Consider the following 22,642-nt stretch of genomic DNA (forward strand, 5'->3'; position numbering starts at 1 on the left):
AGTAAAAAAGAAAAGACAACAGCGTCCTCTTCCAAGAACACACAGCAACGACGAAAACTCTTATATGCAGGTCTAGAAAAGGAAGATCAAATCTTGTCATTAAGCAGTTCTCGCCGTACTCGACTTAAACTTTCGGGAGTAATTCCTAAATAAGAAGCAATCATCCACTGCGGTACACGTAATAACAATCCTGGATACATCTCCATAAAGGAAAGATAGCGTTCTTTGGCATTCATTGCAAGCAATGAACTAATCCTCTTTTGCTGTACATAAATATTTCTTTGCAGCGAATTTTCCAAAAAACAAGCGAATTCATTACTCCAGAGCGATGCCTTTTCCATAAAGTCAGGCTGAATAAAGACAAGAGTAGAATGCTCTATTGCTTTTATATAATAATCCGAGGGTTTATTAAAATACTGACTTGCCCTATCTGAAATAATCCAATTTTCGGGAGCGAACTGAAGAATATGCTCGCCTCCTTTTTCGTCCAATGAAAACGATTGTAACAAACCACTTTCAACAAAAAAAGCATAATGGCTTAACTCTCCCGCACGTAACAGATAGGTATTATGAGCAACTGTTTTGAACGAAAAGTAAGGACTCAGTTGCTCCATTTGGGCGGCTGTCAATCCTCCTTTTTCTGTGTAATATTTATAAAATCTGCTCTCCGTTAAATTGATTTTTGAGTTTTCCACTAATACAATATTGTAAACTTAAATTCTAAGGGGTTAAAATGTTTCTCAAGTTCCGAAATCAATGTATCTCCATGTTTTAGATATAAAGAAGCAAAATTCTCTGTCCTCTCCTGCAAGCCGCCATTAGGAAATAATTTATCTTTTAGACGCTCGATTTGGATTAACGCATCTTCATGATTATGCTTATCTGCCTTAAGTAGTTTTTTCTCCAAACTATTGATTGCTTTTTTTAAGCGGGCTTTGACCGCTTCACTACTCGCACCAAGACTAGGATCGATCTTATGCGTCCTGAGCTTAATCTTTCCGAAGATGGCATTTAGTTCCATCCACTCGTCACGGAGGTTCAAGCGATGTTTGGTATGTCTACGTACGTACTCATTTTTCAGCACATCCATGGGTTTAAAAACACTCTTAAAGGTGAGATCCAGACGAAAAACTTTTCCGGCAACATTATCGTCGGTTATCATCGCTGAATTACGTGGAATCAAGATAGGGAACGGAACATCATATTGATTAAAGTTCGCTTTCAGTTGCAACCAATAAACAATTTCGGCACCTCCCCCAATATATGCTAAATTCGGTAAAATAATTTCCTCATATAAAGGGCGCATGACAACATTGGGGCTGAAGCGTTCCGGATGCCTTTCTATCTCGGCACGCATTTCTTCTTTCGAAAAATAGAGTCCTTGGTGTAGGACCTCGAATTGACCATCCTCGGTAAGTACAATGCGTTCTCGAAATGAGTCTGTCAAATAGAAAAAATTGATCGGTCGGGCATGTACTTGTGTTTGAAATCCAAGATCCTCCAACTTCCTTGATGTATTCTCTATCGCCTTCACACTTTTCTCTTCTAAGATATCTTGTATTATATAGGGAATAAAAGGTTCTTTAAGTGCTTTTCTATCTGCATCTATAATGATAAGCCCCTCATGCTTAAATAGTTCATTAACCATGATACGCGTTGCATCCGCTAAGGATAACTCTTGCAGGTAAGCTTTCTCTACAATTGATTTTAAACGATCTGCATTAATAGAAAGACCAAAGGTGTTACAATACTGTTTTACCGCATCGTGTATTGTAGCCGTTGACATACGTCCCGTACCGGAAACAGCGGGCACATCCCAACTGATTTTTTTTCCAAAGACACGAGTATGATTAATTTCAGCAAAGTCATGATCCTCTGTCGCCATCCAATAAATTGGTACAAAATCTTTATCGGGATAAGCGGCTTTGAGATCTTTCGCTAACCGTATTGCTGTTACAATTTTAAAAATAAAATAAAGCGGTCCAGTAAAAATATTAAGCTGATGACCCGTTGTCACCGTAAATGTGTCCTTCTTTTTTAACAAATCAATGTGCGCCGCTACAAGAGGACTTTCTTCGAGTAATCCTCCATATTGGTCAATTAATTGTGAAACCAGTAAATCACGGTGCTGAAAATCTTGTTTATATTCCATCTGTGACAAAAAACCCGCTAAATCAGGCTTTTGACCATAGAAAGGCTTTAACTCTTCATCATTAGCTAGATAGGCTAATAGAGTTTTAGAAAAACTTGCTGTATCGCTATAATCGATATATGTTGCTTTCATTTATCTCTTCTTGTATCGGCATCTAGAGACTAGGGACAAACTATCGGAAGAAGGCCTCCTCACATCTCGCTCTAAACGAGCTAGACATCCCTTCACCTCTCCGTCTCTAAACGGAGCTCAAATTACATAATTTTCAGAAAAGGTCTATTACAGTAATTCGTTTTCTTGTTTATTTGACAATTGCTTTATACTTCCCCATAACAAATAAAGAAAGGACACTACGTCTGTGTGTCCTTTCTTTTAGCTATAAAACAATACTACTAGCTCTGTTCCTAACAGATATAGTAGTTTACACGATATCGGCCCCGGAAATAATAAAGGTCGAAAGTTGTAGCGAGGTTTAAAATCTATTTTTTTTTGTTAAAATCTCGGGAAAACTTTTTATACAAATAGCCGCCATTATTATCTAAACTCGTTTGACCGAAAACAAAGACTAGCGAACAATTTTTCCATAAAGATCGAAATCCTCTGCTCTATCGATTTCCACCTGCACAAAATCGCCAATCCGGACATAATTATCTTTAGCACTCAATACGACTTCATTATCCACTTCTGGAGAATCGTACTCTGTACGGCCTATAAAGTAATCCCCATCAACACGGTCTACGAGAACTTTAAAGGTTTCACCTATCTTTTCCTGATTTCGTTCATAAGAAATGCCCTGCTGAACTTCCATAATCTGCTCTACACGCGATTGCTTAACCTCATCAGGCACATCGTCTTTCAAACTATAAGCATGAGTTTTTTCCTCGTGCGAATAAGTAAAGCATCCCAATCTGTCAAAGCGGGATTCTTCCACCCATTCCAACATTTCTTGAAAATCCTGCTCTGTTTCTCCTGGATAACCACATATTAATGTAGTACGCAAAGCAATATCTGGCACTTTATCACGAATTTGATTCACCAAATCAATTTGCTTCTGTTTAGTTGTACCTCTCCGCATCGACTTCAACATGTTATCACTAACATGCTGTAATGGCATATCCAAATAGTTACAGATGTTCGATCTTTCATTCATTGCGTCCAAAATATCCATTGGAAAACCGGAAGGATACGCATATTGCAAACGAATCCATTCAATACCATCCACGTCCGATAAATGTCGCATTAAATCGGAAAGATTTCGCTTTCCATAAATATCCAGTCCGTAGTATGTAAGATCTTGTGCAATAAGAATTAGTTCCTTTGTTCCATTTGCGGCCAAAAACTTAGCCTCCTTAACCAAATCATCTATTGATTTTGAAATGTGTTTTCCACGCATTAAAGGAATAGCGCAGAAAGAACAAGGTCTATTACATCCTTCTGCAATCTTAAAATACGCAAAATGGGATGGAGTGGTCAAAAGACGTTCTCCTAAAAGTTCATGTTTATAATCCGCTCCGATTGTAGATAACAATTCGGGCAAATCGTTGGTTCCAAAATAGGCATCTATATTTGGGATCTCAGATTGCAATTCGGGTTTATAACGCTCCGAAAGACATCCTGTCACGATAACCTTATTAACCTTTCCCTGATCCTTTAGCTCTGAATACTGTAGAATCGTATCAATAGATTCTTGTTTTGCGTTGTCAATGAACCCACATGTATTGATTACAACAATATCGTTCGCTTGAATGTTCGTTGATTCGTGCACAACTTCCATTTGATTGCCTCTCAATTGTCCCATGAGCACTTCCGAATCATGAATGTTTTTAGAACAACCCAATGTCACGACATTCACTCGCGGCTTACGCACCGTCGTAGCAACCTTTACATATTTTGTTTTCATCTCTTATCTCTTACTAGCAAAGCAATTACAATCAAGCTTTTCTACACTACACAAAGAATAGCGAGCTCCTTGATCAACCACTTTTAATAAATTACGCTTGAATTTGGTTTCAAGCCAAGTTGGAAGTCTATTTTATCTATTTAAACAAAGAATCGACGAAATCCTTCTTATTAAATAGTTGCAAATCCCCAATCTTCTCCCCTACACCAATATATTTCACAGGGATTTTAAACTGATCTGATATACCGATCACAACCCCACCTTTCGCTGTACCGTCTAATTTTGTCAGAGCAAGGGCATTCACATCTGTCGCTTGTGTAAATTGCGTAGCTTGCTCTATTGCATTCTGACCTGTGGAAGCATCTAACACCAACAAAATTTCGTGAGGTGCTTCAGGAACCACCTTCTGCATTACGTTCTTAATCTTCGTCAACTCATTCATCAGGCCGACTTTATTATGTAAGCGACCTGCTGTATCAATGATAGCTACATCATCTCCATTTGCTATAGCAGATTTAATGGTATCATAAGCTACTGATGCAGGGTCTGAACCCATTGCCTGAGCAACAACCCGAACACCTACGCGCTCGCCCCAAAGCTTAATCTGATCCACCGCTGCTGCACGAAACGTATCTGCCGCACCTAAAACGACCTTATTTCCGGCCTCTTTTAGTTGATGTGCTAATTTACCGATCGTTGTTGTTTTACCAACTCCATTCACACCGACAACCATAATAACATAGGGTTTATGGCTTCCATATTCAAAGGTTTCGAAATCATTACTGTTATTCTCCGCCAATAAATCTTGGATCTCTTCACGCAGCAAACGATTCAAATCATCTGTCCCCAGATATTTGTCTCTTGCGACACGCTTCTGTATACGATCAACGATTTTCAAGGTTGTTGTCACACCAACATCCGACATGACAAGCACCTCTTCCAGATTATCCAAAACCTCATCGTCAATTGTTGACTTCCCAACAACGGCTTTAGTTATCTTGGAAAAAAAACCCTCTTTCGTTTTTTCAAGACCTTTATCTAAAGCTTCCTGCGCCTCGGGTGTCTCTTGCTTCTTTTTAAAAAAATCGAATAATCCCATCTTATGATCTGTGAATGGATATGTTTTTGATTATAACCTATCAAACTTAGATAAATTTAGTTTTATATACAATAACAATCAACGCAATATAAACTAAACGACCCCACTCATCTCCTGTCGATTTCTATACAAAAGACGAAAGAAAAGCTTTGATAAGCTATACTAAAAAAGCCCTTTCGGCGGATACCAAAACGGCTTCTTTTATTTTTAAAGAAAAACTTTAAAAAAAAGGAATATTTCCTGCGTAAGCTTATTTAGTAGCGGCTGCTACAACATCTTTCACTTTATCATTGTGAACCATACTCTCTTTGAAAGTATAAGCTCCCGTTTTCGCAGATTTCGCAGTAAGAACAACTTTTGTAAATTCTTTACCACCACCTTTTTGTAACGACGCAACTGCTTTCTTTGCCATTGTTTTATTTTTTTATATAGTGCCTTTGCCCTATGGTTTATTACTTAATTTCTTTATGAACAGTAACTTTTCTAAGAACTGGATTGAACTTTTTAAGCTCTAAACGTTCTGTTGTGTTTTTCTTGTTCTTTGTTGTGATATAACGAGACATGCCCGGAAGACCACTTTCTTTGTGCTCAGTACACTCTAAGATTACTTGTACTCTATTTCCCTTTTTTGCCATTGTTTTACTTTATTTAACCCATCGCTTTGATGGATAGATTTCATGAATATTTTGATAACAGGCTGTAATTATTAAATAGATCCCTTTTGGATAAATTTATTGATTACTGCTGTAATACCGTTTTTGTTAATTGTCTTAATTGCAGATGTAGACACTTTCAACGTAATCCAACGATCTTCTTCTGGAATGTAGAAACGCTTAGTTTGTAAATTCGGGTAAAATTTACGTTTAGTCTTAACGTTTGAATGTGAAACGTTATTTCCTGTTAATGCCGCCTTGCCTGTTAAATCACAAATTCTTGACATGATATTTGATTTTTTTATTGTTATCTATTGTCTTACACTCTTTTCACAAAGAGTTTGCAAATATCTATATTTCTTTTGTGAAATGCAAGGACTGAAAAGAATAATTTTTTAAATTTAGGTTAGCCTTTGCTTTGGCAAGCAAAACTACCGTTTTAAACTCCAAATGTAAACGATAGACAAACAAATAGTTTTCCACAATTCACATTTGCACATAATCGCTATTGCAAGACTTCCCGCGCGTAATCTTATTCCGTTAACAATAATCGAAAGTGCAAATTTTCGAAAATAAAATACAAATCTCTATGTTTGCAAAAACACCTTAACCGCATGCTCCACAAAACGAAAGGAATTGCTCTTAAAACAACGGCCTACTCTGAGAACAGTATTGTAGTACATATATTTACGGAGACCTTTGGTATGCAATCTTATCTTATCCAAGGAGCAAAAAAGCCTAAGGCGAAGATTTCTGCCAACCTATTCCAACCTTTGCATCCATTAGAAATGGTAGTCTATCATAAAGATAACGGGGGCCTTCAACGCATCAAGGAAGTCCGCCAGATTCCTGTTCTACGAGACATCCCATTAAATATTACCAAAAGTGCAATTGCGCTGTTCATTGACGAAATCTTATATAAGGTACTCCGACAGCAGGCACCAGATCCTTTTCTTTTCAACTTCATACAACAAGCAATTTTATGGCTTGATGAATCCCAGCGAGGACTTGCTAACTTTCATCTTATTTTCTTACTTAAGCTAAGCCGTTTTTTGGGATTTCTCCCTCTTCCTTCCTCCCTCAACAGATCACCATACTTTAATTTATTAGAAGGAACATTTACACCCAATCTGCCCGCACACAGCCACGTACTGCAAGAACCTCACACCTCACAATTTCGACAGCTTTTGGCTATAGGATTTGAAAACGCCAATACTTTCAAAGTAAACAAAGAAGACCGAAAAACCTTACTTGGAAAAATTGTTGAATTCTATAAACTACATACAGAAAACTTTGGTTCTATACATTCGCTCGACATTTTAGAAGAAATTTTTCAATAAATATTTTCTTGTAACATTTTTATTATTATATTTATAATGATAAAAGAAAGTAACACTTTATAAACTTATAAATCAAACAGATATGGAATGGTTTCTAAAAGTAGTAAGGGATAATTACGCTAATTTCGAAGGACGGGCTCGTCGCAAAGAATTTTGGATGTTTATTCTTATCTATATCGCAATTTATATCGCCTTACTTATTGTCAGCGGTATTTTATCGTTTATTAGCGAAAGTTTGGGGCTTCTTGTTTACGGCTTGCTTTCTTTAGTAGGATTGGCTCTATTGATTCCTTATTTAGCCGTTGGCATACGTCGTCTACATGATTCGGGAAATCCGACTTGGTATATTGTATTTGCATTCATACCTCTTGTAAATTTCTATTTTCTCTACTTGATGGTCAAAGAAGGAGATAGAGGCCCGAACGAATTTGGACCTGATCCAAAGGCCGATGAGAATGGTATTAACTCGTTTGGGAATTTCCCTCCTACACCTGGAAATAATCCATTTACTAACCCCAACCCATAATAATAGTCCTTTAGTCTACTTATTCCCGGCTTTCAAGTCGATGTATACGAACGGATTTTTTCACTGATCTCCAACAGGAGAAATAAAAAAGCCAGATCAAAAATCTGGCTTTTTCACAATAAATATATTTGAAATCTAAGATTAGATAAGCTTTACATTTACCGCATTAAGACCTTTACGGCCTTGTTCAATTTCGTAAGAAACATGATCGTTTTCACGAATTTTGTCTACTAATCCTGAAACGTGAACAAAGATCTCACTTTCGCCAGAGTTAGGAATGATGAAACCGAAACCTTTGGTCTCATTAAAGAATTTTACTACGCCTTCTTGCATTTTATTATTGTATTATTATGTATTGTTCCTAAAGGTATAAATTATTTTTCAATGCGCCTTTATTTCTTTTTAATTTTTTTAAACGATATGATTGATTTAACGTCAAACATCCTAAATGTATATTTGTATTTGAAACTAAAAAAAGAATAATATGAAAAAAGTATTCGGTCTAATTTTAGCCATCTGTATGATCACGATGGTTGGTGCACAAACGAACAATTATGAGTTCAGCAGAAAAGTTTCCACTCGAGGCTATGCGGAAAAAGAGGTGACTCCCGATATCATATACCTATCTGTATCTTTAAAGGAATACTTTGTTGATGGAAACAACAAAAAGAAGGTCGATATTGAAAGTTTAGAAAAGCAACTTTACAACGCAGCCCTTGCTATCGGTGTAAAAAAAGAAGATTTTACGATACAAAATGTCTACAGCTACAATACTGACAACAAGAAAAAAGGAAATTCTGAGCTTTTACAAGCTAAACAATATCGTTTAAAGATTTCAAATCTCAACGGATTGAATGGTATGATGGACAAGGTCGATCCGAAAGGACTCCAAAGTACATCAATAAATGGTTATGATCACTCACAAAAAAGACAAATAGAAAAAGAACTAAAAGTAGCTGCTGTGCAAGACGCACGTGCAAACGCTGAAATCATTGCCTCTGCTACTGGTGATAAAATCGGAAAAGTGCTCGTTATAAATGATAACAGTTCATTCGGCTGGAACGATGTTATGCCTGTAACACGGGCTTATATGGCCAAAGCTGAGATGGCATCTGCGGATATGAACAACACCGATCAAGGGCTTGATATCAGCATTCACCCTATTAAGTTGACTTGTAATATCGATGGGGTATTTGAGCTTCAATAATCCTTACTAATTTTTATACGACAAAAGGAGAACAAATGTTCTCCTTTTGTCGTATAAAATGTGAACGAGTACCTCCCCTCGAGATGGAATTTCCATTCGGATTCGTTTTATAAAATCCTATTTTTGTTTTATGAGTAAAACACGCATATTCTCACTTAGCACAATCGTATTGATGCTAGTGGCCTTCTTTACAAACCCTAGCAACGAACAGCATGAAGAAGCGGTACGGATTAAAGCCCTGGAGCTTCTGCAGCAACACACAGGAAAAAATAACGACAACAATGTACTCAATTTAGGGGTACAATTATTCGGCAACACTCTTGTTGACCAATTTATGAAGAATCATATCCACGTACAGAATTATTATTTATTCTCCGTCACAAAGGTGACGTGGGAAGACAAAGAACAGATAATCGGCTTAGGTATGTTTAAAAAAGTCTGGCTAAGCGCTAAAATAGATGATATGGCGGCTGATGTTGTCAACATGATAAAAGGGAAGTGATGTTAGACATTTTATACCAAGATGACGATCTAATTGCCGTGAACAAACCCCACGGACTACTCGTACATCGTTCGTCCATCGCTGCTGACAGCTCCGAATTTGCATTACAAATCTTAAGGGACCAAATCCAACAAACCGTATATCCTGCACATCGATTAGATAGAAAAACTGGTGGGATATTACTCTTTTCTCTCCATAAAGAGATGGATAAATTGACACAGTTGCTCTTTGCCGAAAAAGCCATAGAAAAAACCTATCTTGCCATAGTACGAGGTTTCACAGAGGATAAAGGAACGGTTAACTATCCTTTAAAAAAGGAAAACGGTACGATACAGGATGCCATTACACATTTTGTTACACGAGGCAGAGCAGAAATCGATCTTCCGTGTGGAAAGTTTAGCACCTCTCGTTATTCTTTTGTAGAGGTCTATCCAGAAACAGGAAGAATGCATCAGATCAGAAAACATTTTGCACATATTCTCCATCCGATCATCGCAGATAGACCTCATGGTTGTAACAAACAAAATAAGCTATGGAAAGAAACATTTGATCTTGACACGATGCTTTTGCATGCTCAAAAACTGCAATTTCAACACCCTCGAACAAAGGAGAAAATCTGTATAGAAGCGCCGCTACAAGGAGAATTTATCCGCGCGTTACATCTCTTAAATTTACAACCATGAATGAAATCCTTCTAAAAATACTATTTACTATACATGGGATAGGTGCTGCTTCTGGTCTTTTATATAAAGACAACAAATTGACGCTAATCGCTGACGACAGTAATTTGCTCTATCATTACAACTTTAGCAATCGACACCTAGACAAACAAAACCTACTGAATACGGCTGTTTCGGAACAGATACCTAAAAAAGACAAATCAGATTTCGAAGCAATCACACGAATAGGAAATGAGCTTTATATTTTTGGCTCGGGATCTGGAGAAAACAGAAATCTTTTGATAAAACACAAAAAAAAGAAGGTTGTTCCAGTGCAATTGAAGACGATCTATCAAACGCTACAAACACAATTTGATGTCTCTCCAGCTGATTTCAATATAGAAGGGGCTATCATCCTCAAAAAAGAGAATGAACTATGGCTCTTCAATCGAGGAAACGGACCGCAAGAAAAAAATGGCATCTTTATTTTAGATAAAACGAGCCTACGTCCCAAAGCTTTTCTTCCTATTTCATTACCAAAATTACAGGGCATATCGACTGGCTTCACTGACGCCACTTTCTGGAATAAAAAAATCTACTTTTTAGCCGCTGCTGAGGATAGCAATTCCAACTATCATGATGGCGCAATAAAGGGCTCTATATTAGGTATACTAAATCCCATATCTCACAAAATAGAATCCATAAGCACAATTTCCAATACGCATAAATTTGAAGGAATATCTTTCTACAAAAAAAGTAACCGTACGGTAGAATTTTTACTTTGTGAAGATCCTGATGATGGCAACCCATCTTCAACAATTTATTATTTGCAAATTCCTCTTTAAACAACGATTTGCGTCAACATATGATAAAATTTAAGGGCAGAAATGCCCTTTTTTTATCTATTTTTGAAAAAAAATTAGATAATCAGACTGCTATGATTAAAAATACTGCACTTTCCGAACATCATGTTGCCCTCGGCGCTAAAATGGTGCCTTTTGCAGGCTTCAATATGCCGGTACAATATTCTGGAATCAACAATGAACATGAAACAGTCCGCAAAGGTGTCGGCGTTTTCGATGTTAGTCACATGGGTGAATTCATTTTAAAAGGAGAAAAGGCCCTTGATCTTATACAGAAAATATCTTCCAATGACGCGTCCAAACTTTATGATGGAAAAGTGCAATATGCTTATATCCCCAACGAAACAGGGGGTATTGTAGATGATTTTTTGACCTATAGAATTGATGAATACACTTACTTTTTAGTAGTTAATGCTTCAAATATTGAAAAAGATTGGAATTGGATTTCAAAATACAACGTATACGATGTTGAAATGAAAAACATTTCTGATCAAACTTCTTTATTTGCCGTACAAGGCCCTAAAGCAGCAGAAGCTTTACAAGCTCTTACCGAGATCGAGCTAGCTCCGATGGCATATTATAGCTTCCAAAAAGGCACATTCGCTGGTGTTGAAAATGTATTAATTTCCGCAACAGGATATACTGGTGCTGGTGGATTTGAAATTTATGTCGCCAATGAAAACGCAAAAAAAGTATGGGATGCAATTTTTCAGGCAGGTGCTGATTTTGGTATTAAACCGATAGGACTTGGAGCGCGGGATACCTTACGACTAGAAATGGGATTCTGCTTGTATGGAAATGATATTGATGACACAACCTCCCCACTCGCTGCAGGACTAGGCTGGGTAACAAAATTTTCAAAAGATTTCGTAAACAGCGAGAACTTGAAATTAGAAAAAGAGAAAGGACTATCTCAAAAATTAGTAGGTTTTGAGATGATTGAAAGGGGAATCCCTCGCCACGACTACGAAATTGTAGATGCTAACGGAAATAAGATCGGTCGGGTAACTTCTGGAACGCAATCTCCTACATTAAAAAAGTCTATTGGTTTAGGATATGTAGATAGTGCATTCGCCAAAGATGGATCCGAAATCTTTGTCAATATTCGAAATCAAGCAATCAAAGCTGTCGTTCGGAAAGCTCCTTTTGTAAAGTAGCAACAAAAGAAAGGAAAAAAGGGAACAAAGTCTATGCTTTTGTTCCTTTTTTTTGTAGCACTTCAGTTGGCTTTTCTTTTGTTGCAGCGGTCCTCTTTTTTACAATTTTAAAAAGGACAACTTTGAGGTAAATCAGCACCACAAGTAAAGCAACAGAAAGAAATAAAAAGAGTTGATTTCCTGATTGATATGACATATAAGCGCTGTAAAGCAGGAAAATTATACCAAAGTTCAATGCAATATTAAGAATAAAATATTTTGTCATGCTTATCTTCATTTTGCGTCAGCCAACACTTTTTCACGAATAAAGAAAAAGTAAACTACGCCTGCCAATATATTACCAAAGATGATAAAAATAATTAACAACAAGCGTTCTCCATTACTCAATTTGACAGAAAGCATAACCTCACGAAGCACAAGTACTATCCAAACAAGGGAAAGCAATAGTCCAACGCTAATTAGAACATCTGCCAAATAAAACTGGAGCAATTTTGAAACGATCGCCAGTAGGTAAAACCCCAAACTAAAATAAAAAGCTTGCTTTGTTTGCTGTGCTAAATTACGCATACCACAAAAATAAGCAAATTCGCACGAATACAGCAGAACAGTCTTGTTCTGTTACGAGGAATGATAACAAGACTGTTCCGATATTTTCTTTTATAACCCGATTAAGGGAAAATTCCCAACTCCTCGTAAGCTACACCAATCTTGTTAATGGCACAAACAAATGCCGCAGTTCGTAGATCTTCGATTCCCTCTAGAGACATATAAATATCCCGAATTTCTCGATAAGAACCAATCATAGTATCTTCCAAGCCCGAATGTACCAAATCAATCTCATCAGGGCCACGCAAAATCGTCTTTCTCTCTAAATCTGAAACGCGTTTTCCGGTTGTAGATTCTATAATATCAATAAGTTCCTTGTACATATTTTCACTAAAGCGTTTTTCTAAACGACCGTAGCGAACGTGGCTTAAATTCTTCAACCATTCGAAATAAGATACAGTTACTCCACCTGCGTTCAAATAAATATCAGGAATAATCAATACACCTTTTCTGTTAAGAATCTCATCTGCTTCAGAGGTTAAAGGTCCATTGGCAGCCTCGCCGACTATTTTTGCTCGTATACGATCTGCATTATCTTTATGAATCACGCTCTCTAAAGCTGCTGGAATTAAAATATCACAATCTTGCTCTAGTCCTTCTGCCGGATTAGAAAAGCTAACAGCATTGGGATAATTCAAAATTCCACCTGTTGATTGGCGGTGTGCTTGTACAGCATTCAAATCTAGCCCATTTTCATCATAAATAGCACCATCATATTCTATTAATCCAACCAGCTTAGCTCCTGCTTCCTGAAAATATTTTGCAGTATGATATCCAACGTTTCCAAGGCCCTGAACAATGACACGCTTTCCTTCAATTCCTGGAGTAATTCCCAGCTTTTCCATATCGACATCAAATGAACAGGCCTCCCGTACTCCAAAAAAAACACCAAGACCTGTCGCTTCAGTCCGTCCACGAACTCCTCCTTGCGAAATTGGTTTTCCCGTTACGCAGGCTTGTGCATTAATATCATTCGGATTAAGAGAAGAATAAGTATCTAATATCCAACTCATCTCCCTTGCCCCTGTTCCATAATCTGGCGCAGGAACATCAATACCCGGACCAATAAAATTCTTTTTACATAACTCTGAAGTATAACGTCTTGTTATTTTTTCCAATTCGAATGCAGAATATTTTTTAGAGTCAATCTTTATTCCTCCTTTTCCTCCACCAAAAGGCACATTCACAATCGCACATTTGTAAGTCATTAAGGAAGCTAAGGCCATGACTTCTTCTTGGTCTACCTCTAAACTAAAACGAATACCTCCTTTGCAGGGCAACTTATGATGGGAATGTTGTACCCTATAGGCCTCTATTACTTCGATTTTCTCGCCTATCTTAACAGGAAATTTCACCCTTAATATAGAGTTACAGGCTTTTATCTGGTCGAGAATACCTTTATCGAACCGCGTGTGTTTAGCTGCTTTATCAAAATTTTGCAGAACACTCTCAAAAAAACTGTTGTTTGCTGAATTTGTTATCGCCATAACAATTGTTCTTTATATGTTTATTTTGGTTTTATTTTTCATCATAAAATTAAAAAATCTTTCGCCGACTTGCCGACAAAAAACCTTTCATTGTATACTTTTACTTCTTTTACGTTTTTACGTTGATTTTGTTTTGGAACCCTCAAAAAATCAATCGAAACGATACAAATTTTGCTCTAAAACTGTAGATTTTTGAAAACAAAAAAGGAGGCTATCGAGCCTCCTTTTTCTAATTTTTTCCAATTTTTTAATAAACATCAATTTCAGGATCAATTTCCTCTTTCCAGGCTAAAATTCCTCCACTTAGATTCGCTAGGTTATCGAAGCCTTGTTGTTCCAATAACATCACTGCTTGTGCGCTTCGTTTCCCGCTTCGGCATTGAATAATTACTGGCTTATCCTTCGCTATTTTATCCGACTCGATAACTATTCCTGCCAAAGGAATGTTCAATCCATTTAGGTTTGAAACTTCATACTCAAATGGCTCGCGAACGTCTATCAGTTGAAATTCCTCGTTGTTATCTATCAAATTTTTCAACTCTTGAACTGTAACTTCTTTCATATGTAAATAATTATTTATAAGTATTAGATTTCATTTATTTCAATGAAATCGTTTCACTCGGTGTTTTCTAACGGTCATATGGAATGTCCAGATTTCCTTTGGAGAGCTCACTTCGTTCGGTTATATTCAATGAGCCCTTCGGGATTATTTTCATTCGTGTTTGTGCTTTGCAAGCATGGACATTTCATATATGTATATTATTCGTCTGTATTTCTTCATGTTTTCTTGACGCCCTGTATTTTTAATCAAATAGGTGTATTTCTATCTTTTGAAACATGCGTTATTCCATATATTTTTTTACTTTTATCAAACTTAGATAAATTTAATGTGGTATGCAATACATAAAAATTCTTACCTATTCTATTTTTACAGCTATTCAATTTACGGCTCAGTACTCCTATTCACAAGAGCAATATATTGATTTTAATGATATTCAACGAGTCATGGGAGCACTGACTGACGACAGTATGCGAGGAAGGGCTGCTTTGACGCCGGACATTGGACAAGCAGCAGATTTTATTGCAAATGAATTTCGAAATGCTGGTTTAAAACCCTATGCTGAAGACAACTTTAGACAAACCTTTCATGTAACCAAAGTAAGTCCCGGAAAGCAACTGATCCGCGTAAATGGAGAGGAATTGGCTTCTGAAAAATTTATCGCAATAAGTAATGCTCCAGAGCTTGACTGGACAAAGGGTTCACCCATAGAAATTCTGGAGATAAAAAAGGGAGAGGATTTTTCAGCACGATTTCGAGAAATCGTACGTGAAAATAAAAATGACAATCTCGTATGGGTAGATCCAGTTTTTGAATCACAGCTCGCACGATTCAAAAAGATTATTTCCAACGAAAATGTAGTTCCCAAACAACAAAACGTTGACTACGGTCTCATGAAGGTCTTCGCAATTAGTCCTAGAAAAATAGAAGACTTTGAAATCAAAATAAATACGTTACACGAGGATTTTCCTCTCTTCAATGTTGCTGCAATCCTTCCTGGAAAAACGAAAGCCGATGAGTTCGTTATTTTCTCCGCACATTATGATCATATCGGAATTTTAGATCCTGTAAATCAGGATTCCATTGCAAACGGAGCCGATGATGATGCATCTGGAACAGCCGCTATGATCGCTCTTGCAAAACATTTCCGACTAAGCGATATTAACGAGCGAACCTTAATTTTCGTAGCCTTTACTGCCGAAGAGATTGGCATGTTCGGTTCAAAGTATTTCTCTTCACATATTGACGCCGATAAAGTCGCGGCCATGATTAATATAGAAATGATTGGAAAAGATTCCAAATTTGGCCCAAATTCTCTTTATGTAACGGGCTATAATAATTCGAATCTAGCCTCGCTGATGCAAGAAAATCTAAAGGGTACAAAATTTAAATTTTATCCTGATCCTTATCCCCAACAAAATCTTTTCTATCGAAGTGACAACGCTGTCTTAGCGGCATTGGGAGTTCCCGCACATACCTTTTCTACCTCACAAATCGACAAGGATGAATATTACCACACCGTGAAGGATGAACTATCTACTCTTGATCTAAAAAATATTCAATCCAGTATAGAGGCCATTGCGCAGGGAGTTCTTGGTATTGTTAAAGGCCTACAGACACCTTCTAGAGTTGAAAAACTCAAAGATTAGAGCATATAGACCGTAATTTCACGAAAATAGAGAACCGGAACACTACAGATCCAACAATTCTTTCTGCATAATATAATCGTCCAATATGAAATTGTAATAAGGTATATCAACTTCAGATAACACGTTGAACCCTTGTTTCAAATAGAAATGGTATGCTTTATTTCTTCTATTAACATTCAATTCTAAAATCCGAAAACCTAAAGCTAGCGCCCTCTGCTTTGCAAACTCAAGAAGCTCCTTTCCATATCCAAGACCCTGGACTAAGGGGCTCAAATACAATTTTTCAATTCTTAAAATGTGATTTTTTTTGGATTGCAATGCTATAAATCCCACAAAGGTTTCTTCAGTTTCTAGCAAGTAGAAATATTGACCCTTTTGCATCGCCTCAATAATTCCTTGATGGCTATAAGATTTTGCCAGCATAAACTCAATCTGTTCTGAAGAAAGAATAGAAGTATATCCCACTCTCCAACTATCAGACGCTATTGCAGAAATTATAGACCAATCATTTTCCTCGGCTTGTATAATTTTCATTAAATTTCTTCGCCTATTAATACGTAAGCATCCGTATTAAAATCTATATAAAAAAAACCGTCCTGTACTGTTTCAAAAACATTATCAGACAACTTACGAAGCCCGACAAATGACTTTAATTTGTCTTCGTGTACATAAATTAGAGAATGGGCTACTTTCCACTTTTCATAATGCTGTTGAACAAAGACATATCTTCGATCAGCCGAAAAAAGAGAGATGTTCATTTTATCACAAAATGGAAGTATTTCATCTACGACAATTTCATCAGAGATAATATGTACTGCTGCGTAGTTATTAGAAACTAAATAAGTCAGGCTTTCCACTAAAAAACTCTGGGTAAGCTGAAAGACTTTGATCTGTTCTTGCGAATAGCATTCTTTCTTTTCTGTAAAAACAACATCTACTTTAATATTATCAGCAAGGAAAAAATCGAGGGTATACTCATTTGCTATAATAGTAGGACTCCATTCTAAAAGTTGTCCTAGGTATTCACTAGAAAGTGCATCAATAGACGCTATGATCAGCGCGGGCTCTTGGTTCTCTCTAACAATATGATGGGAAGACATTTATCAAAAAAGTAGAATTACGTAAAAAATCAACCTATAGGCCGTTTTATTTTTGTTCTAACTGCCGTAGCGTGATATAAGCCATTAATCCTATACTAACTTTCAATGCTTTTTCATCTATATCAAAAGTTGGAGTATGCACTGCAGAAGTAATTCCAGCAGCTTTATTGCCTGTTCCCAATCGATAAAAACAAGCATTCACTTCTTGGGAATAATAGGAGAAATCCTCGGCTGCTGGCCAAACATCTAGTTCTAATACTTGCTCTTCACCCAAATATTCTATCGCAAATTGCCTTGAAGAATCTGTTATTTTTGGTTCATTTATTAAAAATGGATACCCTTTCCGAACTTCAAAATCACACGTTGCCCCCATACTTTCGGCAATTCCCACAGCCATTTTTACCATAAGGGTATGTGCTTCCGATCGCCACTTTTCATCAAACGTACGAAAGGTACCCTCTAGATAAACTTCGTTAGGAATAATGTTCGTCGCCCCCATGCCAATAATTTTACCCCAAGAGAGTACGGTCGGTGTACGTGGATCTGCATTTCTGCTCACGATTTGCTGAAGAGCTGTAATAATTTGCGCTGTTATGGCAATAGGGTCAATATTTTGATGTGGATGGGCTCCATGTCCACCACGACCTTTTATCGTCATAAACAATTCGTCACAAGACGCCATGTATTTTCCCGAACGAAAGCCAACTTTTCCTGTTTCAATCAAAGGCATAACATGCTGTCCAATAATCCCCTGCGGTTCTGGATTTTGCAACACGCCTTCTTTAATCATAATCGATGCGCCTCCTGGAAGTCGTTCCTCACCAGGTTGAAAGATAAGCTTTATCGTACCGCCAAATTCACTTCTTAGAGACTGCAAAATAGCCGCTACCCCCAAGAGTGAGGAAGTATGTACATCGTGACCGCAGGCATGCATTACGCCATTATTTTGAGAGCCATATTCTCTACCTTCAACTTCTTGAATAGGTAGAGCATCCATATCTGCACGAAGAGCCAACACTTTATCCGAGTTTTTTTCTCCATGGATAAGCGCCACAATCCCCGTTTCTGCCATACTCTTATAAGGAATGCCTAAAAAATCTAATCGTTCCTTTACAAAAGCAGCCGTTTGAAATTCTTCAAACGAAAGTTCGGGATTTTGATGCAAATGCCTTCTTAGGCGCACAGTATCTTCAAAAAAATCCTGTGCTACCTGTTCTATTTTTTCCTTGAGCGTAGACATACCTATTGAAACTAACGTCCTATTCGTAGACCCAAATATCTTCGGTAAAGACAAACACGTTGTTATATTGTGAGCGGAGCTCTCGCATGAAAGCTGTTGCATCCGTCCGACTTCTAAAATCTCCGACTTTCACTCGGTAGTTTGGTTCGTCGTAAGTAACATAACTCCCTATATCACTATAAGAATTTTGGAATCTTGCCTGAACGGCATACGCTTCACTACGATTTGCACCCGAAAAAACCTGCACGCGGAATCCCCTTACCTTAACACGTTTGGCATTCTTTTTATCCACCACCTTCGATCCCAAACTCACCAACCGTGCTGTTGTGGGATTGATACCATTCTCTGCCCTAAATTCTTGCAATAAACTTATTAAAGAATCCTTTTGAACTTCTACAATGCCAGACTGTGCTTGAGCAATTTGTGTACATCCAATACATATGAAGGCAAGTATCAATCCTCTATATAACATCATCTATTAATTTAGCTGTTCTTACCGTGACAGTTTTTATATTTTAATCCTGAACCACAAGGACATTCATCGTTACGACCTACTGTTTGTTCTTTACGGATAGGTTGTGTTATTTGTTGTTCTCGTGTATCTTTATCCTCCTCAGAAACTCCTGTAGGAGAAGACAGTTCTGCCTTTGTTGCCTTTACTTGTGCTGGTTGAGCAGGTATAGCGCGAGCTGCTTGTATATTTTGTGGCTGTTGCTGTTGTCCCGGAATCTCACCTTTAAATAAGAAACTTACAATTTCTTTATTCATAGACGCTAACATGCCTTTGAACAAATTATACGCCTCCATCTTGTAGATGATAATCGGATCTTTTTGTTCATAAACAGCATTTTGAACAGATTGCTTTAAATCATCCATTTCTCGCAAATGTTCTTTCCAAGCTTCATCGATTAAAGCAAGTACAATACCTTTTTCGAAAGATTTGAATACCTCTTTACCATTAGATTCTACGGCTTTCTTCAGATTCGTTGCAACTTGTATGCCACGAATACCATCTGAAAAAGGTACAACGACATTTTCAATCATCGCTCCACGCTCGGCCAATACGTTTGTTAAAACAGGTAACGTTTGTGCTGCGACATGCTGTGATTTTACATGATAATGTTCTATAACCTGATGGAAAAGTTTATCAGTTAATGTTATAAGATTGCTGTGCGCAAATTCTTCCGCTGTAATTTCAGGGTTGATAGCAAAAAGACGAATAACCTCAATCTGAAAATCTTCAAATGTACCTCCTTCTTTAGCTTCCGAAATAACATCTTCTACAACATCAAAAATGGTGTTATTGAGATCTACATCTAATCGCTCACCGAATAATGCATTCTTGCGTTTCGTGTAGATAACTGTACGCTGAGAATTCATAACATCGTCATATTCCAGCAACCGCTTACGAATACCAAAGTTATTTTCTTCCACCTTACGTTGTGCACGTTCGATAGACTTGGTCAACATGCTGTGTTGCATCACTTCTCCTTCTTCTACCCCCATTTTGACCATGATGTTAGAAATTCGCTCTGAAGCGAATAAACGCATAAGGTTATCTTCTAAGGATACGAAGAATTGAGAAGATCCAGGATCTCCTTGACGACCGGCACGACCACGCAACTGACGATCCACTCGACGAGACTCGTGACGCTCCGTACCTATTATTGCCAAACCGCCTGCGTTGATAACTTCGTTTGTTAACTTGATATCGGTACCACGGCCTGCCATATTTGTTGCGATAGTGACTTGCCCCGGACGACCTGCCTCTGCTACAATATCCGCCTCCTTTTGGTGAAGCTTCGCATTCAAAACATTGTGTTTAATGCCCCGTAGTTTCAACATACGACTTAGCAATTCTGATATCTCAACAGAAGTTGTACCTACCAATACCGGTCTTCCTTCTTCGGTAAGACGTTGTATCTCCTGTGCTACCGCATTGTATTTTTCACGAGCAGTACGATAGATAAAATCCTGACGATCGTCGCGTTGAATTCCTTTATTTGTTGGAATCTCTACAACATCAAGTTTGTATATCTCCCACAACTCTCCCGCTTCAGTAGACGCTGTTCCCGTCATTCCAGACAATTTATGGTACATACGGAAATAATTCTGAAGAGTGATTGTTGCATACGTTTGCGTAGCATCTTCTACTTTAACGTTTTCTTTTGCTTCAATAGCCTGATGTAGACCGTCAGAATAACGACGACCTTCCATAATACGGCCAGTTTGCTCATCGACAATCTTTACCTTACCCTCATCAACAATATATTGATCATCAATTTCGAATAATGTATATGCTTTAAGCAGCTGGTTTATGGAATGTATACGCTCCGATTTGATAGAATAATCACGCAACAATTCTTCCTTTTTCTGCGCTTTTTCTTCTAAAGATAAATCAGATTTTTCAATATCTGCAATTTCAGAGCCTACATCTGGTAATATAAAGAACGTTGCATCTTCTCCTGAAGCAGTAATCAGTTCAATTCCTTTCTCCGTTAACTCAACTTGATTATTTTTCTCATCAATGACGAAAAACAACTCCGCATCCACCTTTGGCATATTACGGTTTTGCTCCTGCATGTAGAAATTCTCTACCTTCTGCAAAATTTGTCTGTGGTTACTTTCTGATAAGAATTTAATTAAGGCTTTATTCTTAGGTAATCCACGATAAGCACGTAAAAGGGCCATACCTCCACCTTCAGCATCGCTATCTCCAGCAGAAATAGCTTTCTTTGCTTCATTGAAAACAGTATTGATATAAGCTTTTTGAGCATTTACCAAACGTTCGATACGCGGTTTTAATTGATAAAATTCATGCTGATCTCCTCTTGGAATAGGCCCTGAAATAATTAGAGGTGTACGAGCATCATCAATTAATACAGAATCCACCTCGTCGATCATTGCAAAATGTAACTTCCGTTGTACCATGGCATCAGGAGTCTGTGTCATGTTATCTCTAAGGTAATCAAAACCGAACTCATTGTTCGTTCCATATACGATATCACACGTATACGCTTTTCTACGTTGCGGAGAATTTGGCTGATGTTTATCGATACAATCTACGCTAAGTCCATGAAATTCGAACAAAGGGCCATTCCATTCCGAGTCACGACGAGCAAGGTAATCATTCACCGTAACAATGTGCACACCTTGACCAGTTAATGCATTTAAATAGGTAGGTAAAGTACCAACTAAGGTTTTACCTTCCCCTGTAGACATTTCTGAAATCTTACCTTGGTGCAAGACAATACCACCGATAAGCTGTACATCATAATGCACCATATTCCAAGTAACATCTGTACCTGCAGCTGTCCAAGAATTCTTCCAAATTGCTTTGTCACCCTCAATCACGACATTGGTCTTACGTGTAGCAAGGTCCCGATCGAATTCACTTGCGGTGACTGCTATTTCTTTATTTTCAGTAAAACGGCGGGCAGTCTCTTTCACAACGGCAAAACCCTCAGGAAGAATTTCTAATAATACATCTTCCAGTTTCTTGTCTCTGTCTTTATTGAGTTTGTCGACCTTTTCATAAAGTTCAGTCTTTTTACCCATATCAACATCATCCTGATCGGCTTCTGCTTTTAACGAAGCTATTTCAGAATCGATGTCTGTCAAATATTCTTTTATTCGATTTTTAAAAGCCAACGTCTTTTCACGCAACTCATCATTGGTTAAACCTGAAAGCTTTTCGTATTCTTCTTTTATCTTCGATACAATAGGTTGTATTGCTTTGATATCCCGTTCAGACTTGCTGCCAAATAGTTTACTTAAAAATTTTAACATAATATTTTTTTATCTCAATTTCCGCCGTGCAATAATGACTCCAATCCTTATTTGCAGACATTTTGGCACTAATCGGGCAAATTTACTTATTAGATGTGATAACTAACAGGATTACAAGTTATTTTTTTAATTTGTTAGTCAACGATAGCTGTAG

25 protein-coding genes are annotated in these 22,642 nt (G+C 37.5%); 8 read left to right on the plus strand and 17 right to left on the minus strand.

Going from position 1 to position 22,642, the window contains the following annotated elements; all coding sequences use genetic code 11:
- Nucleotides 1-86: 86 nt before the first annotated feature.
- From ACSZOX_RS08105 to rpmB, 7 genes are all read right to left on the minus strand, one after another.
- Nucleotides 87-695, minus strand: coding sequence for a Crp/Fnr family transcriptional regulator (locus ACSZOX_RS08105; protein WP_437919364.1), 609 nt, complete (start codon nt 693-695; stop codon nt 87-89).
- Entirely contained in the window at nt 695-2,284 is a 1,590-nt protein-coding gene (bshC, locus tag ACSZOX_RS08110; protein WP_437919365.1) for a bacillithiol biosynthesis cysteine-adding enzyme BshC, read from the minus strand. The genes ACSZOX_RS08105 and bshC overlap by 1 nt, the downstream gene beginning before the upstream one ends.
- Before the next feature lie 433 nt (nt 2,285-2,717).
- A complete protein-coding gene (gene rimO, locus ACSZOX_RS08115; RefSeq protein WP_437919366.1) occupies nt 2,718-4,052 on the minus strand; it encodes a 30S ribosomal protein S12 methylthiotransferase RimO in 1,335 nt (444 codons plus the stop codon).
- A gap of 136 nt (nt 4,053-4,188) precedes the next feature.
- On the minus strand, nt 4,189-5,151 hold the full coding sequence (gene ftsY / locus ACSZOX_RS08120) for a signal recognition particle-docking protein FtsY (RefSeq protein WP_437919367.1): 963 nt from the start codon (nt 5,149-5,151) through the stop codon (nt 4,189-4,191).
- Nucleotides 5,152-5,401: 250 nt separating this feature from the next.
- Nucleotides 5,402-5,563: a DUF4295 domain-containing protein gene (locus tag ACSZOX_RS08125; protein ID WP_320186571.1), complete on the minus strand. Its 162-nt coding sequence runs from the start codon at nt 5,561-5,563 to the stop codon at nt 5,402-5,404.
- 40 nt (nt 5,564-5,603) lie between these two features.
- Entirely contained in the window at nt 5,604-5,786 is a 183-nt protein-coding gene (gene rpmG / locus ACSZOX_RS08130) for a 50S ribosomal protein L33 (RefSeq protein ID WP_002998409.1), read from the minus strand.
- Between the two features lie 71 nt (nt 5,787-5,857).
- The gene (gene rpmB, locus ACSZOX_RS08135) at nt 5,858-6,091 is read right to left on the minus strand and encodes a 50S ribosomal protein L28 (protein WP_437919368.1); all 234 of its coding nucleotides are present in this window, start codon (nt 6,089-6,091) and stop codon (nt 5,858-5,860) included.
- A 327-nt stretch (nt 6,092-6,418) separates the two neighbouring features.
- On the opposite strand from rpmB, the gene recO reads away from it, so the two are divergent.
- The gene (gene recO / locus ACSZOX_RS08140) at nt 6,419-7,144 is read left to right on the plus strand and encodes a DNA repair protein RecO (RefSeq protein ID WP_437919369.1); all 726 of its coding nucleotides are present in this window, start codon (nt 6,419-6,421) and stop codon (nt 7,142-7,144) included.
- Nucleotides 7,145-7,226: 82 nt separating this feature from the next.
- On the plus strand, nt 7,227-7,670 hold the full coding sequence (locus ACSZOX_RS08145) for a DUF805 domain-containing protein (protein ID WP_437919370.1): 444 nt from the start codon (nt 7,227-7,229) through the stop codon (nt 7,668-7,670).
- Nucleotides 7,671-7,811: 141 nt separating this feature from the next.
- On the opposite strand, the gene ACSZOX_RS08150 is transcribed toward ACSZOX_RS08145, so the two are convergent.
- On the minus strand, nt 7,812-8,003 hold the full coding sequence (locus tag ACSZOX_RS08150; protein WP_148909422.1) for a cold-shock protein: 192 nt from the start codon (nt 8,001-8,003) through the stop codon (nt 7,812-7,814).
- Between the two features lie 151 nt (nt 8,004-8,154).
- On the opposite strand from ACSZOX_RS08150, the gene ACSZOX_RS08155 reads away from it, so the two are divergent.
- The 5 genes from ACSZOX_RS08155 to gcvT all read left to right on the plus strand — a co-directional run bounded on the left by ACSZOX_RS08155 (nt 8,155) and on the right by gcvT (nt 12,058).
- A complete protein-coding gene (locus ACSZOX_RS08155; RefSeq protein WP_437919372.1) occupies nt 8,155-8,877 on the plus strand; it encodes an SIMPL domain-containing protein in 723 nt (240 codons plus the stop codon).
- 130 nt (nt 8,878-9,007) lie between these two features.
- On the plus strand, nt 9,008-9,379 hold the full coding sequence (locus ACSZOX_RS08160; protein ID WP_437919373.1) for a DUF4359 domain-containing protein: 372 nt from the start codon (nt 9,008-9,010) through the stop codon (nt 9,377-9,379).
- Entirely contained in the window at nt 9,379-10,062 is a 684-nt protein-coding gene (locus ACSZOX_RS08165) for a pseudouridine synthase (protein ID WP_437919374.1), read from the plus strand. Before ACSZOX_RS08160 ends, ACSZOX_RS08165 begins: the two co-directional genes overlap by 1 nt.
- The gene (locus ACSZOX_RS08170) at nt 10,059-10,883 is read left to right on the plus strand and encodes a DUF6929 family protein (RefSeq protein WP_437919375.1); all 825 of its coding nucleotides are present in this window, start codon (nt 10,059-10,061) and stop codon (nt 10,881-10,883) included. The genes ACSZOX_RS08165 and ACSZOX_RS08170 overlap by 4 nt, the downstream gene beginning before the upstream one ends.
- Nucleotides 10,884-10,978: 95 nt before the next feature.
- Nucleotides 10,979-12,058, plus strand: coding sequence for a glycine cleavage system aminomethyltransferase GcvT (gcvT, locus tag ACSZOX_RS08175; protein ID WP_437919508.1), 1,080 nt, complete (start codon nt 10,979-10,981; stop codon nt 12,056-12,058).
- Between the two features lie 31 nt (nt 12,059-12,089).
- Here the strand turns inward: gcvT and ACSZOX_RS08180 are convergent, their stop codons facing one another.
- From ACSZOX_RS08180 to ACSZOX_RS08195, 4 genes are all read right to left on the minus strand, one after another.
- Nucleotides 12,090-12,323 (minus strand): DUF6358 family protein, encoded by a 234-nt coding sequence (locus tag ACSZOX_RS08180; RefSeq protein WP_437919376.1) that lies wholly within the window; start codon nt 12,321-12,323, stop codon nt 12,090-12,092.
- An 8-nt stretch (nt 12,324-12,331) separates the two neighbouring features.
- On the minus strand, nt 12,332-12,625 hold the full coding sequence (locus ACSZOX_RS08185; protein WP_437919377.1) for a hypothetical protein: 294 nt from the start codon (nt 12,623-12,625) through the stop codon (nt 12,332-12,334).
- A gap of 101 nt (nt 12,626-12,726) precedes the next feature.
- Nucleotides 12,727-14,151 (minus strand): Glu/Leu/Phe/Val family dehydrogenase, encoded by a 1,425-nt coding sequence (locus tag ACSZOX_RS08190; protein WP_437919378.1) that lies wholly within the window; start codon nt 14,149-14,151, stop codon nt 12,727-12,729.
- Between the two features lie 247 nt (nt 14,152-14,398).
- Nucleotides 14,399-14,713, minus strand: a complete 315-nt coding sequence (locus ACSZOX_RS08195; protein WP_437919379.1) for a rhodanese-like domain-containing protein — start codon at nt 14,711-14,713, stop codon at nt 14,399-14,401.
- Nucleotides 14,714-15,045: 332 nt separating this feature from the next.
- Here ACSZOX_RS08195 and ACSZOX_RS08200 point away from each other — a divergent pair, with 332 nt between their 5' ends.
- Complete coding sequence (locus ACSZOX_RS08200; protein ID WP_437919380.1) at nt 15,046-16,359, plus strand: M28 family metallopeptidase; 1,314 nt, start codon at nt 15,046-15,048, stop codon at nt 16,357-16,359.
- 42 nt (nt 16,360-16,401) lie between these two features.
- Here ACSZOX_RS08200 and ACSZOX_RS08205 read toward each other — a convergent pair whose 3' ends face one another.
- The 5 genes from ACSZOX_RS08205 to secA are packed head-to-tail and all read right to left on the minus strand — an operon-like array spanning nt 16,402 to nt 22,488.
- Complete coding sequence (locus ACSZOX_RS08205; protein ID WP_437919381.1) at nt 16,402-16,893, minus strand: GNAT family N-acetyltransferase; 492 nt, start codon at nt 16,891-16,893, stop codon at nt 16,402-16,404.
- A complete protein-coding gene (locus tag ACSZOX_RS08210) occupies nt 16,893-17,459 on the minus strand; it encodes a thiamine diphosphokinase (RefSeq protein ID WP_437919382.1) in 567 nt (188 codons plus the stop codon). Before ACSZOX_RS08210 ends, ACSZOX_RS08205 begins: the two co-directional genes overlap by 1 nt.
- Nucleotides 17,460-17,505: 46 nt before the next feature.
- Nucleotides 17,506-18,699: a M20 metallopeptidase family protein gene (locus ACSZOX_RS08215; protein WP_437919383.1), complete on the minus strand. Its 1,194-nt coding sequence runs from the start codon at nt 18,697-18,699 to the stop codon at nt 17,506-17,508.
- A 19-nt stretch (nt 18,700-18,718) separates the two neighbouring features.
- Nucleotides 18,719-19,174 carry an SPOR domain-containing protein gene (locus ACSZOX_RS08220; RefSeq protein ID WP_437919384.1) on the minus strand — a complete coding sequence of 152 codons (456 nt, stop codon included), beginning with the start codon at nt 19,172-19,174 and terminating at the stop codon, nt 18,719-18,721.
- An 8-nt stretch (nt 19,175-19,182) separates the two neighbouring features.
- A complete protein-coding gene (gene secA, locus ACSZOX_RS08225) occupies nt 19,183-22,488 on the minus strand; it encodes a preprotein translocase subunit SecA (protein ID WP_437919385.1) in 3,306 nt (1,101 codons plus the stop codon).
- Between the last annotated feature and the right edge of the window lie 154 nt (nt 22,489-22,642).

This window comes from Sphingobacterium sp. LRF_L2, from assembly GCF_965644235.1.
GTDB lineage: Bacteria > Bacteroidota > Bacteroidia > Sphingobacteriales > Sphingobacteriaceae > Sphingobacterium.

What these genes read in the sequence shown, in the direction of transcription:
- bshC (WP_437919365.1), bottom strand. Translation starts at nt 2,284, where the DNA reads ATGAAAGCAACATATATCGATTATAGCGATACAGCAAGTTTTTCTAAA.
- rimO (WP_437919366.1), bottom strand. Translation starts at nt 4,052, where the DNA reads ATGAAAACAAAATATGTAAAGGTTGCTACGACGGTGCGTAAGCCGCGA.
- ftsY (WP_437919367.1), bottom strand. Translation starts at nt 5,151, where the DNA reads ATGGGATTATTCGATTTTTTTAAAAAGAAGCAAGAGACACCCGAGGCG.
- ACSZOX_RS08125 (WP_320186571.1), bottom strand. Translation starts at nt 5,563, where the DNA reads ATGGCAAAGAAAGCAGTTGCGTCGTTACAAAAAGGTGGTGGTAAAGAA.
- rpmG (WP_002998409.1), bottom strand. Translation starts at nt 5,786, where the DNA reads ATGGCAAAAAAGGGAAATAGAGTACAAGTAATCTTAGAGTGTACTGAG.
- rpmB (WP_437919368.1), bottom strand. Translation starts at nt 6,091, where the DNA reads ATGTCAAGAATTTGTGATTTAACAGGCAAGGCGGCATTAACAGGAAAT.
- recO (WP_437919369.1), top strand. Translation starts at nt 6,419, where the DNA reads ATGCTCCACAAAACGAAAGGAATTGCTCTTAAAACAACGGCCTACTCT.
- ACSZOX_RS08145 (WP_437919370.1), top strand. Translation starts at nt 7,227, where the DNA reads ATGGAATGGTTTCTAAAAGTAGTAAGGGATAATTACGCTAATTTCGAA.
- ACSZOX_RS08150 (WP_148909422.1), bottom strand. Translation starts at nt 8,003, where the DNA reads ATGCAAGAAGGCGTAGTAAAATTCTTTAATGAGACCAAAGGTTTCGGT.
- ACSZOX_RS08155 (WP_437919372.1), top strand. Translation starts at nt 8,155, where the DNA reads ATGAAAAAAGTATTCGGTCTAATTTTAGCCATCTGTATGATCACGATG.
- ACSZOX_RS08160 (WP_437919373.1), top strand. Translation starts at nt 9,008, where the DNA reads ATGAGTAAAACACGCATATTCTCACTTAGCACAATCGTATTGATGCTA.
- ACSZOX_RS08165 (WP_437919374.1), top strand. Translation starts at nt 9,379, where the DNA reads ATGTTAGACATTTTATACCAAGATGACGATCTAATTGCCGTGAACAAA.
- ACSZOX_RS08170 (WP_437919375.1), top strand. Translation starts at nt 10,059, where the DNA reads ATGAATGAAATCCTTCTAAAAATACTATTTACTATACATGGGATAGGT.
- ACSZOX_RS08180 (WP_437919376.1), bottom strand. Translation starts at nt 12,323, where the DNA reads ATGACAAAATATTTTATTCTTAATATTGCATTGAACTTTGGTATAATT.
- ACSZOX_RS08185 (WP_437919377.1), bottom strand. Translation starts at nt 12,625, where the DNA reads ATGCGTAATTTAGCACAGCAAACAAAGCAAGCTTTTTATTTTAGTTTG.
- ACSZOX_RS08190 (WP_437919378.1), bottom strand. Translation starts at nt 14,151, where the DNA reads ATGGCGATAACAAATTCAGCAAACAACAGTTTTTTTGAGAGTGTTCTG.
- ACSZOX_RS08195 (WP_437919379.1), bottom strand. Translation starts at nt 14,713, where the DNA reads ATGAAAGAAGTTACAGTTCAAGAGTTGAAAAATTTGATAGATAACAAC.
- ACSZOX_RS08200 (WP_437919380.1), top strand. Translation starts at nt 15,046, where the DNA reads ATGCAATACATAAAAATTCTTACCTATTCTATTTTTACAGCTATTCAA.
- ACSZOX_RS08205 (WP_437919381.1), bottom strand. Translation starts at nt 16,893, where the DNA reads ATGAAAATTATACAAGCCGAGGAAAATGATTGGTCTATAATTTCTGCA.
- ACSZOX_RS08210 (WP_437919382.1), bottom strand. Translation starts at nt 17,459, where the DNA reads ATGTCTTCCCATCATATTGTTAGAGAGAACCAAGAGCCCGCGCTGATC.
- ACSZOX_RS08215 (WP_437919383.1), bottom strand. Translation starts at nt 18,699, where the DNA reads ATGTCTACGCTCAAGGAAAAAATAGAACAGGTAGCACAGGATTTTTTT.
- ACSZOX_RS08220 (WP_437919384.1), bottom strand. Translation starts at nt 19,174, where the DNA reads ATGATGTTATATAGAGGATTGATACTTGCCTTCATATGTATTGGATGT.
- secA (WP_437919385.1), bottom strand. Translation starts at nt 22,488, where the DNA reads ATGTTAAAATTTTTAAGTAAACTATTTGGCAGCAAGTCTGAACGGGAT.